Source organism: Streptomyces sp. NBC_00569 (genome assembly GCF_036345255.1).
Taxonomy (GTDB): Bacteria; Actinomycetota; Actinomycetes; order Streptomycetales; family Streptomycetaceae; genus Streptomyces.
On sequence record NZ_CP107783.1, the window covers coordinates 8439264 to 8452871 of the forward strand.

Here is a 13608-nt window from a genome sequence, read left to right on the forward strand (position 1 = left end):
CACCTATGCCAGTCCCGTGCCCTCGGGCGTCGCCGGTGGCAGCACCTCGAACTCGGCGAGCACGGCGTCCGTGTGCTCGCCGACATCCGGGACAGGGCCCATCACCGGCTCGGCACCCACGAAGGTCGCCGGGGGAATGAGAGCGCTCAATGTCCCGGCCGGCGATGCGTACTCCTTCCAACGGTCCCGGGCCCGCAGTTGCGGATGGCTCGCCAGGCCGGCCATGTCCCGCAGCAGGGCATTGGCGATGCCCGCGGTCTCCAGCCGCTTTGCGACATCCGGGGCAGTATCGTCACGGAAGGCTTGCTCGATCTCGTCCTGCAGTTGCGCCGCGTTCTCCACGCGAGACGAGTTCCGGGCGAACCGTGGGTCGGCCGCGAGCGCCGGATCGTGGAGTATCTGCTCGCAGAAGGTGGCCCACTCGCGCTCGTTCTGGAGCCCGAGGAAGACCTGCTCGCCGTCGCCGCATTGGAACGGACCGTAGGGTGCGATCGCCGAGTGCCGCGCACCCGTTCGTCGGGGCGGAGTGCCGCCGTACGTGGCGTAGTTGAGCGGAAAGCCCATCCACTCGGCGAGCGCCTCCAGCATGGAGATCTCGATCGTGACGCCCTCGCTGGTGCGCTGTCGCTGCAGGAGCGCGGCAAGGATGCCGGTGTAGGCGTACATGCCGGAGGCGATGTCCGCGATGGAGATCCCGACCTTCGACGGCTCGTCCTCGGTGCCGGTGATCGAGACCAGCCCGGCCTCGCACTGGACCAGCAAGTCGTACGCCTTCTTGTCGGTGTACGGGCCGCCGCTGCCGTAGCCGGAGATCGAGACGTGGATGAGGCCCGGATTTGCCGCCCGGAGCGTGTCGCTGCCCAGGCCGAGCCGCTCGGCCGCGCCGGGAGCGAGGTTCTGCACGAAGACGTCCGCGCGGCTCACCAGGGCTTTGACGGCCGCCCTGCCGTGCTCGGTCTTGAGGTCGAGTGCCACCGACTCCTTCGACCTGTTCAGCCAGACGAAGTGGCTGGCGAGTCCGCGTACGGTCTCGTCGTAGCCGCGGGCGAAGTCGCCGGGGCCAGGGCGTTCGATCTTGATGACCCGGGCGCCGAGATCGGCCAGCTGGCGCGTCGCGAAGGGGGCAGCGACGGCCTGCTCGAGAGAGACGACGGTGAGCCCGTCAAGGGGATTCATTGAGCATGGTTCCTTCGTGTATCGCCGCACCGGGATCAGTCGGCGAGCAGAGACGGGGTCTCCAACGTCTTGGTGAAGTACAGGCGCTCGGCGGCAAACTCGCGGTCACGGGACATCCGCCGGAACACTTCGAGATCCTTGTCGAGCTTGGCCGGATCGGTGGAGTGGAAGAGCAGCCGCTTGTTCGCGGAAGCCCGCGGACTCGCGTGATCGAGGAACGCCCGGCGGCGCATCTGCGCGTAGCCGTCGAGGACGGACTCCCCGGCGCGCCCCTGGACGACGGCCCCGAGAGCTTCCTGTAGGACGTACGAGTCGAAAAGCCCCATCGTCAGGCCGAGCCCGCCGGTGGGATTTGTGGCGTGCGCCGCGTCCCCGGCGAGGAGTACTCGGCCCGCGCGGTAAGAGGCCGCGCTGCGCTGGTGCATGCGGTACGGCGACATCGCCACGAGTTCGGTCTGCTGCGCGATCTCCTTCCCGAAGACATTGGCGAGGAATTCCGGCAGCCGCTCCTCGGCCGACCCCGCGGGCAGTGCGTCGTCCTCCATGTACGAGTAGCGCCAGAGCCCGTGCTCGCCCGACTCGTCGATCTTGGCGATGATCGCGCCGTAGACGTGGTCCACGTAGAACGTCGACTGCGCCCAGCCCGGCCGGTCGTCGGGGAAGCGGACATTGGCCGCGACGAACCGCTCGGGCCACGTCATCCCGTCGAAGCCCAGGGCCGACTCGGCGCGGACCCTGGAACCGGCACCGTCGGCGCCGATGAGCCAATCGGCTCGGAGCGTCCGGTTCTGCTCCCCGGCGCGCACGGTGACATCGACACCGGCGTCATCCTGGGTCACCGCAGTGACCTCGTGACCCCAGAGCACTCGGACGTTCGCGAACGTTTCCAGGCGCTGAAGGATCACAGCGGCCAGGGCTCCCTGTCCCAGGTGCAGGTTGTGGGGGTACCGCACCTTTCCCTCCAGCGCCGACAGGCCGTACTCGATGACCTCGCCGGTGCGATGGACGCGGTAGGCGTAGTCCTGCTTCAGGAAGCCGGCGCTGCGGGCGTCGTCGAGCAGGTCCAGACGGGCCAGGCCGTCCAGGGTCGCCCAGTGATAGACGATGGCCCGCGGCGCATTCTGCAGAGCCGACGCCCGCTCGAGGATCGTGACGACAACGCCCTGTTGTGCCAGGCCGAGCGCATTGAGGAGTCCGGTCGGCCCGGCCCCCACCACGATCACCTGCTGTTCTGCTGACACCAGTTCTCCCGTCTCGAGTGTCTCCGGCCGCTGTGGACCGTGAGCCGCATTTCACGATGCTGGAGACCGAGCCATAGGTCCAATGTCTGCAATTTGGTGCCCCGATACGCTGGATGCATGGATCTCCGGAACATCAGGTACTTCCTCGCCGTGGCGGACACAGGCTCCATCACGGAAGCGGCGAAGACCCTGCACCTCTCTCAGCCGCCGCTGAGCATGGCAATGGCGAAGTTGGAGACGGAACTTGGCGTGACCCTGCTGAACCGGTTGCCGCGAGGTGTCTCGCTGACGCCTGCCGGCCGCTACCTGCAAGCCGCCGGGCTGCGCCTTGTCACGGAGGAACAGCGGCTCTCCGCGGCCCTGCAGGCGATGGGGCAAGGCCTTGAAGGTGAACTCAGAGTCGGCGCCGAGCCCATGGGCTTGTGGCGGGTCGTCAGCACACGCGTAGCGGAGTTCCTGGCCGAGCATCCCAGGGTGTCGCTCGACCTGACGGACGTGGCGCCCTGGGCCCAACTGGAGAATCTCGCCAACGGCTACCTGGATCTGGCAGTGATCCCCGTGCTGCCGCAGGAACCACTGCCGCACATCAACGACGTTGAATTCGACGTCGACATCGTCGCCACTCTGCCGCTCACCCTCGTCGCGCCGAGCAGCTGGGGACTGAACGCCCAAAAGCCCCTGGCCCTCGCATCGTTGAAGGACAGGACGTGGATTCTTCCCGGGAGAGTGCCTGGTACGCGGAGCCTCTCCCGGCTGATCGACGACCGCTTCACCGCTGCGGGTGGCAGCCCCACGACCGTCATCCCGGTACCGACCATGCAGACCGCGGGGACACTGGTCGCCGCTGGGCTCGGTGTCTCGGTGATGAGCGACGAGATGGCCGCAACCCACCCCGGCGTCGACCGCATCCCGGTCGAGGGAGGCTGGCCCGAACTGCCGCTGGGCCTGGTGCGGCGACAGGGCGGGATCGTCACGCCCGTCGCCGCGAGGTTTGCCGCGCTCTTCGGAGTGGATGTCGTGGACGATCAGCCCGAACGAGCTGGTGAGAGGACCCACGGACGGACTACGTAGACCCTCGATCTACGTGGCGGATACGTACTCCTACGGCTGGTGGCCCTCAGTGGGAGACCCGACCTCGGCGACATCCAAGCGGTGTGCGGGTTTCCGCCTCCGGAAGCCCGCCTGTGATCGGCTACCTAGGAGGGAGACGCTGGCCTATCGTCGCTCATCGAACGCCTCCCTTGCCGCTTCCATCTCGCCTGAATGACGTTCGGCCCAGCCGATCAGCGACATGACTCGGTCCGACAGGTCCATGCCGATAGGTGACAGGGAGTACTCGACGTGCCTGCACTCGTCGTCGAAGACGTGTCGGACAATCAGGCCGTCACGCTCCAGCATCCGGAGGTTGAGCGTCAGCATCCTCTGCGAGATGGGACGTTCAGGGACCAGGGCGGCGATGATTCTCCTGATCGTGGACGGCCGGTACGGTCCAGTCCGAGCGATCACCAGCAGCCAGTTTCGCCAGTAGTTCCCGAGGTGGTCTACGACGTTCACAATCGGGTTGTCCTGAGTCGAGTTGAACCGGGACAGTTGCGCGGAGACGTGCTCGAAGAGCTCCTCCTCGGCTGCGTCGATCCAGTGGCTGTCGGTCGGGGCGAGAGCAGCCCGTAACCTCGCCATGGTCTGTGCGCCGCCGTCACTCTCGTCCGAGTTCGCCGTTACCGCCGGACTCTGATCAGCACGACGGCTGTGTGAACGGTCGGTGCACGCGTCGATGGATGCGGATCGGGTGTCGGACATCATCGGCCCATCTTCCCTACAGGTGCCGTCGAAGAGCGAGATGAGAAGCTGCCGGCACCGAGGACGCCGTGGTACGGATCGCTCTCGCCCAACTTCCTCGCGTTCGCAGCGCAGTTCGTCATCACTCGGTCTTTCTCGACTGATCCACGAGCTGGCCCTCGTGGGCGTAGCTTTCGTATGCGTCCGCGAGGTCCACGTATTTGCGGAAGTTCCGCATGTCCGCGAAGTCGCTGCTGCGTACCCGGTTGACGAAGTCGTTGTTCGCGATCTGTGCCCTGCCGACCCCGATCAGGTCGAAGTCCCCGGCCTCCAGGCCCAGGCGAACCCGGGCGATGTCGTCCTCGACCTGCAGCTCGGAGTCTTCGTTGTCGAACATGTCACGGGCGAGGTCGGTGGTCAGCCCCACGCTGCCGATCGCGACGACGGGGAGGTCCGTCATCGTCTTCACCCAGGAGGCCAAGCTGCGCCGCGCATCGAGCTCCGGCCATGCCACTGCGTCGAAGCGGCGGGTGGAGACATGGAACATGTCGGCGCCTGCATCCTGGATACGAGCGAGGAAGGGGCCCAGGGCGTCGGGGTGCTCCGCGATGCGCGCCCCGTAGTCCACCTCCTTCCACTGCGAGAAACGGAACGAGATGATGAAGTCCGGTCCCGTCGCCTCACGTATCGCCGACACGATCTCGGCGGGGTACCGAGCACGGTCCGCGAGGGTGGCGCCTCCGTACTTGTCCTGGCGCTTGTTGGTCTCGTGCCAGAGGAACAGATCGAGAAGGTAGCCGTGGGCACAGTGCACTTCGATCCCGTGCGCGCCGACCTCCTGTGCGATGAGCGCACTCTGGACGTATGCGGCCTTGGTGTCCTCGAGGTCCTGTGCCGTCATCGCCACGCCGTTCGGACGGCCCTCCTGGACGAGCCCCGACGGGCTGAGTGCGGGCTGGTCGGGGAACGGGTTGGGAACCCCGTCGACGATCAGCCGCAATGCGCCGGGATGCCACAGTTGCATGAGGAACGTGTTGTTGCCGGCCCCGGTCACAGCGCGAGCGACGCGCCGCCACTCCTCCGCGGAGTCGTGGCCGATGATGCCGAACAGCGGTTGCCAGTAGGCCGCCGGGTGATCTGGCGCCGCACCTTCGGAGATGATGATCCCCGAGCCACCCTGGCCGCATCGGCGCAAGGTCTCGATCATGTTCTCTGTCGGCGTGTAGTCGCGCATTCCGCGCTGCATGGCCGGCATGACGAAGCGGTTTTGTACCGTGGTTGTATTCACGCGCAGAGGTGTGAACAACGGGTCCGAATTGGACTGAAAATGCATCTTCTGCCCCCAGCGCATGGAAGTTTGAAGGAACGGCCGAGAGGCTAGGCGGCGTGTTGGTGCACGACAAGTGGGTACTTTTTTGTTCGCGTGACGGTCGAATGTCCGGCATGCGCCAGGTGAATCGCTGGACGAAAATTCTGGCTGCTGTCCTCTCGAACTCATAGAAGTTTCTTCCGATTACGGTGATGTCGGCGACGTAGCCAGAAGAGGGCAACCTGCCCCTGGTCGTGGAGGGGCCCAGCTACCTGGACCGAAAGCGATCGATGTTCTTGACATCGAGGACGGGCCGACGCATCCGGTGGACGATCGCGGCACGGAGCCGCTTCGCCGACAGCCTGCCAGTAGGTGATGAGCGACGAGAGGGCGGGATCGTCACCCCCCCCGTCGGCGCGAGGTATGCGGCGCTCCTCGGAGTGGAGGTCGTGGACGATCAGCCCGAACGAGCTGCTCGGGGGACCCGCGGAGGGACTACGTAGACCCGTGATCTACGTGGTGGATACGTACTCCTACGGATGGAGCACGCGCTGCAGGCGGCGGAGGGTGAAACCCGCCAGCCAGCCGGGCTCGGTCACGTGCACGAGCCCGGACGTGGCGATGGACCGGGTGCCGCCCCTACCTGCCAGGGAGAACAATCATGCTGCTGCGCGAACTCGAATGGTTCACGACCCTGGCCGAGACCCAACACATGACGGAAGCCTCGCTGCGCCTCAGCATCAGCCAGCCGACGCTGTCGCGCGCCCTGGCCAGACTCGAGCGCAAACTGGGCGTCCAGCTCTTCGACCGTCACCACAGCGGACTGCGTCTGAACAAGTACGGGGAGATCTTCCACGCGCACGCCGTCCGGGCGATGAGTGAGGTCGACAGGGGCGAGGAACGGATCGCCACCCTGGTCGACCCGCAGCGAGGGTCCGTATCGCTGGGATTCATCCATTCCTTCGGCGGCTGGCTGGTTCCCGACCTCCTGAACGGTTACCGAAAGCTCGCCCCCAGAACCTCTTTCGAGCTGCACGGAGCGGCCTGCGATGCCGTGGTGGACGAGGTGCGTGACGGAACGGTCGACATCGGATTCGTCGCGCCCCAACCTGGCGCCGACGACGTGCAGTGGACCCCTCTCGGGCGCGAACGGCTGTGTCTGTCGGTTCCGCCGGGCCATGCCCTCGAAGGACGCGATCAGGTGGCGATCGCCGAGCTGGCCGCGGAGCCGATGGTGGTCCTCAAGACCGGGTTCGGCTTGCGGCAGATCACTGACAGCCTGTGCGGGCAGGCAGGATTCCGAGCCTGCATCGCCATCGAGGTGACAGAACTGTCCACCCTGCACGCCCTGGTGGCAGCGGGGATGGGCGTGGCAGTCGTACCCGCCTCGTGGCCCGAGGGCATGCCCGGCTCCACCGCCATCACCGTCCCGTTCAGCGATCCGACCGCCTTCCGGGACTACGGGGCGGTCACCAGGCGAGGGGGGCCGGGCAGCAGGGCTGCACAACGATTCCTCGGATACGTCGCGGGCCGTGCCCATCCGGCAGCCACACCGTGCCGAGCGGCAGACGAGGGGACAGGGGCGGTCGCGCTCGCCCCGGCAATCAGCGTCTGATCCGTACCGGACGGCAGCGACGCGGCATCCGGCCGGGACGGGACGGCCATTGATATCTGCAGGAGTCTTGGCCCAGAAGGCCAGGTCGGCAGAGAATGGCCCGCATGAGCTGGCACGCAGTCCCCTCTGGCCCCCCGGCGTCATGGCCGACCCAGTTGTTCGGACGGGACCGCGAGCTCGCCGATGCCCGTGGCCTGATGGCGTCCAGTCGCCTCGTGACGCTCACCGGCCCCGGTGGTGTCGGCAAGACCTCCCTTGCCGCCGCGATGGCCGGCACGCTCGAGCGGGCGTTCAAGGACGGGGTCTGGTTCGTGGAGCTGGGTGCTCAGCGCAGCTCGGAGACCGTCGCCGAATGGGTGGCCACCGGCCTCGGGCTGAGCACGGCACCCGTCGAGGATGCCGAGGAGCAGCTCCGTCGGCATCTGACCGGCCGGTCGGCTCTGCTGGTCCTGGACAACTGCGAGCACGTACTGCCCGGTTGCCAGCGCCTGGTGGCCAGGCTTCTCGGCGCCTGCGACGAGTTGCGCGTGCTGACGACCAGCCGGGAGCCGTTGCGGTTGCGGGGCGAACGCGCCGTCGTCGTCCGTCCGCTGCCCGTACCGCCGGTCGGCGGGGAGAGTACCGTGGGCGAACTGCGCGCGTTTCCGGCCGTCGCTCTGCTCGAGGCCCGGGCCAAGTCCGTCAACGACCAGTTCGAGATCACCGAGCGGGAGCTGCCGTCGGTGGTGGAACTGGTGGCCCGCCTGGACGGTATGCCGCTGGCCATCGAGCTGGCTGCGGCGAGGTTGAGGTCGCTGTCGATCCGCGAACTGCTCGACCGCATCAACGACCGGTTTACGCTCCTCAACCGCGGCGACCCGACCGCCTCGCCGCACCACCGCTCGCTCGACGCCATGGTGCGGTGGAGTTACGACCTGTGTACACCGCAGGAGCAGAGGTTGTGGACCCGGCTGGCAGCCTTCACCGGGAGCCCCGACCTCGCCAGCATCCAAGCGGTGTGCGGGTTTCCGCCGCTGGAAGCCACCGAGCTGCTCGACGCACTCGACGGGCTGGTCGCCAAATCGATCCTCCTGCCCGAAATCCGGAACGGGGAAATGCGCTACCGGCTCCTGGAGACCCTGCGGGAGTTCGCCCTGGTGCACGGTCGGCCGAGCGAGGACCACGACCGTGCCCGCCGTGCTCACGTCGATCACTACCGATCCTGGGCCACCCGGACCGCACAGAGCTTCTTCGGACCCGACCAGACCGAGTCTCTCGAGCGACTGGCATCGGACTTCGCCAATCTTGAACTGGCCTTCGAGGGCTCGCTCGGGGAACCGGGCCGTACGCGCGAAGCGCTCCAGCTCGCTTCCAGCCTCAGCGTCTACTGGATCACCGGCCACCTGCGTGAGGGCCGTCGTTGGCTGGCGCAGGCACTTCAGGCGGACACCGCGCCTTCCGTCGAGCGCGGCAACGCACTCTGGGTGGCCGCCGCCGTAGCGGCACTCCACGGAGAACTGCCCCTGGCCAAGGAGCACCTCCTCGCCGCCGGCGACATCGTACGGTCGACCGGCGACCCCCGACTGACGGCTCACGTCGCCACTTGGAGCGGCCAAGTAGCCCTGACCTCAGGCGACTTGCCGATAGCCCGGCATGCCTTCGAAACCGCACGGGTGGGCCATGCAGATCTCGCCGACCCGGAGGGGCTGCTGATGACGCTCTTCCTGCGCGCATTCCTCAAGAGCGCAGAGGGTGACCAAGAAGGCGCCGCGGAGTCGTGCCGCGAGGCCATCGACCGCAGCGAAGACCTCGGCGAGACCTGGGGCCGCTCCTACGCCGTGTGGGTCCTTGCCTATGACGCCTGGACACGCCATGACCTGGCCGCGGCCGAGGAGTGGGCCAAGCAGAGCCTGGAACTCAAGCTCGCCTTCCGGGACGACGTCGGCACAGCGCTCGTCATCAACCTGATGGCCGGCATCGCCCTGGAAAGGGGCGAGGCCACGAAGGCGGCCCAACTCCTCGGCGGCGTCGAAGCCCTGTGGTCCCGGCTCGACACCAGGACCGCGGCTTTCGGTCCCGTACTCGGCTCCCAGTACAAAGCGATCGAGAGCACCGTCGAGGAAAAGCTCGGCCATGCCACCTTTCAGCGCCTGTACGAGGAGGGGCGCCGCCTCGACCCGGACGGGCGAACAAGGCTGGCGCTCGACCACATCACCGAGCCTGACAAGGACCGAAGCGAAGCCGCTCCCGCACCCGACCTGCTCACCGCTCGGGAGAAGGAGGTCGCGTCGTACTTGGCTGATGGCCTCAGCAACCGTGCGATCGCCGCCGCGTTGGTGATCTCCCCGCGTACGGCCGAGGTTCACGTGGAGCACATTCTCGCCAAGCTCGAGGTCCGCTCACGGGCCGAGGCCGGCATGTGGGCTGCCCGGACGCTCGGAGGGTCACCGCACGCCTGACGGCGCGGAAGGTGCGAGGACAATGTCGAACCTCACCCGTGTCCAGTCTCCGTCCAGCAGACGGCCGTCGGGCGCCGGTGTGCCGGCCGGCTGCCTTACGAACTCCTTGACCAGCGACTCCTTCACGCCGAAGACCGCGTCCGAGGCGAGCAACCCGTCCCCGCGCACGAAGATATGAGTCACCAGCCGACGGGCACCCGGCGCGGTCACCATGAAGTGCAGGTGCGACGCGCGCATGGGTGACCGGCCGGCGGCCGCCAGCATCCGGCCTACCGGACCGTCGTGCGGAATCGGATACGGCGTGGGCGTGACCGCCCAGAAGCGGTAGGTGCCGTCCTTGTCTGTGGACAGCTGGGCCCTTCCTGCCCGGTGGTCCTCGGCGTACTGCACATCGTAGAACCCGTCGTCATCGGCCTCCCACACGTCGAGGCGCGCGTCCGAAACGGGATTGCCTTCCGCGTCGGTGACAGTGCCCTCCACCCAGCACGGCTGTCCTTTGGCGCCGAAGGTGATGTCACCCCCGTTGTCGATGCGCGGCGCGTCCTCGACGAAGAACGGCCCAAAGACGGTGGCCTCAGTGGCATTGCCGTGCGCTTCGTTGTTCATGGCGATGGTCTGCATCGATGCGCCGAGCACGTCGGACAGCAGGACGAACTCCTGCCGTGTGGCGTCGGTGATGTGTCCCACGGCGGTCAGGAAGTCGATGCCCGACTGCCACTCCGCCTCGGTGAGCCGGACCTCGCGCAAGAAGCCGTGCAGATGCCGTACGAGCGAACGCAGTACCTGGTCAAGCCGAGGGTCCTGGCACCCGTCGAAGGAGCGCAGCACACGCTCGACGAGTTCGTCCTCGCGGGTCCGCTGTTCGTCGGAGATGTCAGGGGAGAACGTCATGGCAGATCGCATTCCTTATGCCGATGTCGTGGAGTCGGGGACCGGAGCGCGCCGGGACACGGCCGGTACTGACTGCGGCACCGACGTGTGCCAGTGCGGCGTCCCACGCCACCCCGTCCGTCAGCATCGCGCGCACCTCGTCGAAGAGGTACTGGTGCTCAAAGGCAAGGGCGCCGTGCAGAACGTTCTCGCGGCCGAACAGAGCGACCTCGCCCTCGCCCGTCCGCTGGGTGACGACCCGCTCGTCCCCATTGAGGAACCCGGTGAGTTGAATGCGCACTCCGTGTTGGTAGGAGCGCCGGTACGGAATGCCGGCATACGAATCGGGGGCTCCGCGGGTGATCGACCGCGCGGCGTTGAGGCCTGCGATGCGGCCCTGGTCGGCGGCGTTCGTCCATTGCTCGCCCCGCATGCGGGTGCCGTAGCGAGGGTTGGACCAACGGGCGGCGTCCCCGGCCGCAAAGACATGGTTGTACGCCTGTAGCCCCGCGTCGCAGACGATGCCGTCCCGGAGAGCAAGTCCGGACGACTCCAGCCATTCAGTTGCGGGCCGGTGCCCATCGGCGATGACGATCACGTCGGCCGGCACCAGCGTCCCGCTGCTCAGCCGCAGGCGTCGGCGCAGGCCGTCCTTGACGACCTCGACGACTCCGTCACCGAAGCAGGGCGCGACTCCGGCCCGATGGTGCAGCGCGGCATAAGAGTTCACCGCGACGGCGCCGAAACGTCCCATCGGCTCGGGCGAGCCATCGACAAGCGACACCGTGCGGCCCGCGCGCCGGAGCCGCGACGCCGTCTCGCCACCGGCCAGTCCCGCTCCGATGACGGCGACGGCCAGGGAGGGGTCGGCCAGCACGGCGCGCAACGCCGACACTTCTTCGCGTTGCCCGACCGTGTAGACCCGTGACTCTTCGGTGAGGAGTGCCGGGATCGTGGGTGCGCAGCCGCAGGCGATGACCAGCGCACGGTAGGAGACGCTGCCGTTTCCGACCAGAATCCGCTGGTTGGCGAGGTCGAGTTCGCTCGCCCGGGCTCCCAACCGAAGGTCCACGCCCTGGCTGCCGAGCTGACTCAAGGCACGCAGTGTGGTCGAGTCGAGGTCGGTCGGGCCGGTGAGTCCCGTCCTGTCAGCCAGCGGCAGGTTGTAGCGGGGCCGTACACGTTCACCGATCACCATGACCGAGAGCCCTCGGCCCATCTTCGCGACCGCATGAGCCGCGTGCAGCCCGGCCACGGAGGCGCCCACGACGACGATGTCCCGGGACAGAGCCCCGGACACCTCAGCCATCTGCCTCACACCTCCGCGGCGCGGTCAGGGCCCCTTCATCATGGGCATTGCGGGAGTCGGGCACGGTTCTCCTCCGGTGAGCGAGCGAGGTAGACCAATCGTGCGCTGACGGACTCGCGATGTGAATCACCGGAAACTTCCGTCGCTTCATGCACCTGCTGCATAGGTACAGGTAACGGATCCGACGGACATCCCGGCGGGTAACGCCCCGATCACGAAGCCGAGTTGCTCCCTATGCCTGGCTGGCCGCGACGGCTTACGTTCCCCGCGAAAACCAGCCGCGTGACGTGAGTTGAGTGTCCGTTGCGGCTCCGAAGAATCTGTCCTGCCTTCCGGGCCCTCTGCGTGCCGCTCTCTGTGGTCGCGCCATGACTGCCGCGACCTTGGAAGAGGAACTGTGTGCACCGTCCCGGGAAGATCCCAGACGGCCGGGGCAACCCGGCGTTCGCTGCTCATCGGCGGGGCTGCCGTCAGCGCAGGTAGTGTTTTCGCCGCCGGCCCGGCAGTCGCTCAGGCTGATCCCCGTTCTGCATCGGACCACCGAACACGACTTGTCCTTCTGGGCACGGGAGGCGGTCCGACCTGGTGGGGAGGCCGCTCCCCGCGGATGGGGACCGCCTCTGCGGTGGCCGTGGGAGACCGGTACTACCTTGTTGATGCGGGATCAGGTGTCGGCGGACGACTGCACGATTCCGGGCTCGGGGAACCGGGTGTCCTCGATACGCTCGCCGCGGTCTTCCTCACCCACCTCCACTCCGACCACGTCGTCGACTTGAACAACCTGCTGTCCTTCGGGGCCTTCAACGGCCTGGAGAGTTCCGGCCGTTCAGTGCCGGTGTGGGCCCCGGCAACAGAGGTTCCCTGCCCCCGCTGTACGGTCAACCGCACGCACCGGAACCAGTCGCCCCGGACAATCCCACACCGGGCACCCGCGAGATGCTCGAGCTGATGGCCCGTACGTATGCCACGGACTTCAACGACCGCGCGTTCGACAACCGCAAGCCGCTCCCTTCGCAGCTCCTCGAGGGCAGGGACGTTCCGATACCGCTGCAGTACCTGAAGGATCCCAACGGGCAGCCGCACCCTCGCATGAGCCCGGTGACCTTCTACGAGGACGACAGGGTCCGGGTTTCCGCGACGCTGGTGCAGCACGCGCCGGTCTTTCCCGCCCTGGCCTACCGGTTCGACACCGACGATGGTCGGTGGTCTTCTCCGGAGACACCGGCCCCTCGGCCAACCTCGTCGAACTCGCCTCGGGCGCAGATGTCTTGGTGCATGAGGTCATTGCCCGCGCGTACGTGGAGCAGCAGTACCCGCCGCCGCGCAGCGAGTCCGAGGAGGGGCTCGTCGCCCACCTGCTGGCTTCCCATACCGCGGACGATGAGGTCGGTACGGTCGCAGAGCAGGCAGGCGTGGCTACCCTGGTGCTCTCGCACCTCGTCCCTGCTGACTGGCCCGAAAGCCGGTGGAAGCGAGACGTGCAGGGACTCTCCGGGCGCCTGATCGTCGGCCATGACCTCGACCAGTTCGGGATCGGACCGAGGGCGTCGGGCCGATGACTGCGTGGCCGGTACTGCCGTTGCGGAGTGAGTGCTGCATTGGGGACGGACAGGCTCTTCGGGCCGGGGAGTGTCTAATCAACGGTTCTGCCAAGATTTTCGTAGGCGTTGATCGTCGGTGGCGGTCGGTCAGCTGATTGGGATGCTGGTCGATCGTGCCCGTACGGAAGGTCTGCAACTGACCGGTGAGGGCGGGCTGTTGCAGCGGAGGTATCGGCTCGGGCCTCCTCGCGGGGGCCCGCCTGCTCGAACCGCCCTCGCTCGGAAGGGGTCGAAGCAGAAGCCGGGGTGTGTACGGCATGTGTGCCGGCC

General features: G+C 67.4%; 11 protein-coding genes and 1 pseudogene. 6 read left to right on the plus strand and 6 right to left on the minus strand.

The window, feature by feature from the left end; translation table 11 throughout:
- Positions 1 to 3: 3 nt before the first annotated feature.
- Positions 4 to 1176, minus strand: coding sequence for a CaiB/BaiF CoA transferase family protein (locus tag OHO83_RS37990; protein ID WP_330280467.1), 1173 nt, complete (start codon positions 1174 to 1176; stop codon positions 4 to 6).
- A gap of 35 nt (positions 1177 to 1211) precedes the next feature.
- On the minus strand, positions 1212 to 2417 hold the full coding sequence (locus OHO83_RS37995) for an FAD-dependent oxidoreductase (RefSeq protein ID WP_326777019.1): 1206 nt from the start codon (positions 2415 to 2417) through the stop codon (positions 1212 to 1214).
- 117 nt (positions 2418 to 2534) lie between these two features.
- Here OHO83_RS37995 and OHO83_RS38000 point away from each other — a divergent pair, with 117 nt between their 5' ends.
- Entirely contained in the window at positions 2535 to 3488 is a 954-nt protein-coding gene (locus OHO83_RS38000) for a LysR family transcriptional regulator (protein ID WP_266667662.1), read from the plus strand.
- 144 nt (positions 3489 to 3632) lie between these two features.
- On the opposite strand, the gene OHO83_RS38005 is transcribed toward OHO83_RS38000, so the two are convergent.
- Together OHO83_RS38005 and OHO83_RS38010 are read right to left on the minus strand one after the other, a co-directional pair.
- Positions 3633 to 4220, minus strand: a complete 588-nt coding sequence (locus tag OHO83_RS38005; RefSeq protein WP_330280468.1) for a winged helix-turn-helix transcriptional regulator — start codon at positions 4218 to 4220, stop codon at positions 3633 to 3635.
- 118 nt (positions 4221 to 4338) lie between these two features.
- A complete protein-coding gene (locus OHO83_RS38010) occupies positions 4339 to 5694 on the minus strand; it encodes an oxidoreductase (protein WP_326777021.1) in 1356 nt (451 codons plus the stop codon).
- A gap of 472 nt (positions 5695 to 6166) precedes the next feature.
- On the opposite strand from OHO83_RS38010, the gene OHO83_RS38015 reads away from it, so the two are divergent.
- Both OHO83_RS38015 and OHO83_RS38020 read left to right on the plus strand, forming a co-directional pair.
- Positions 6167 to 7120: a LysR family transcriptional regulator gene (locus OHO83_RS38015; RefSeq protein WP_266667656.1), complete on the plus strand. Its 954-nt coding sequence runs from the start codon at positions 6167 to 6169 to the stop codon at positions 7118 to 7120.
- Positions 7121 to 7224: 104 nt separating this feature from the next.
- Positions 7225 to 9558, plus strand: coding sequence for an ATP-binding protein (locus OHO83_RS38020; protein WP_330280469.1), 2334 nt, complete (start codon positions 7225 to 7227; stop codon positions 9556 to 9558).
- On the opposite strand, the gene OHO83_RS38025 is transcribed toward OHO83_RS38020, so the two are convergent.
- Both OHO83_RS38025 and OHO83_RS38030 read right to left on the minus strand, forming a co-directional pair.
- Positions 9544 to 10449 carry an intradiol ring-cleavage dioxygenase gene (locus OHO83_RS38025; RefSeq protein WP_330280470.1) on the minus strand — a complete coding sequence of 302 codons (906 nt, stop codon included), beginning with the start codon at positions 10447 to 10449 and terminating at the stop codon, positions 9544 to 9546. The genes OHO83_RS38020 and OHO83_RS38025 overlap by 15 nt on opposite strands.
- Entirely contained in the window at positions 10433 to 11737 is a 1305-nt protein-coding gene (locus OHO83_RS38030; protein WP_326777022.1) for an NAD(P)/FAD-dependent oxidoreductase, read from the minus strand. Before OHO83_RS38030 ends, OHO83_RS38025 begins: the two co-directional genes overlap by 17 nt.
- 607 nt (positions 11738 to 12344) lie before the next feature.
- Here OHO83_RS38030 and OHO83_RS47080 point away from each other — a divergent pair.
- The 3 genes and pseudogenes from OHO83_RS47080 to OHO83_RS47085 form a co-directional block, all read left to right on the plus strand.
- Entirely contained in the window at positions 12345 to 12686 is a 342-nt protein-coding gene (locus tag OHO83_RS47080; protein ID WP_405602486.1) for an MBL fold metallo-hydrolase, read from the plus strand.
- A gap of 253 nt (positions 12687 to 12939) precedes the next feature.
- Entirely contained in the window at positions 12940 to 13296 is a 357-nt protein-coding gene (locus OHO83_RS38035; protein ID WP_330280471.1) for an MBL fold metallo-hydrolase, read from the plus strand.
- A gap of 142 nt (positions 13297 to 13438) precedes the next feature.
- Positions 13439 to 13504: pseudogene (locus tag OHO83_RS47085) on the plus strand (transposase); the annotation flags it as partial.
- Positions 13505 to 13608: the final 104 nt, after the last annotated feature.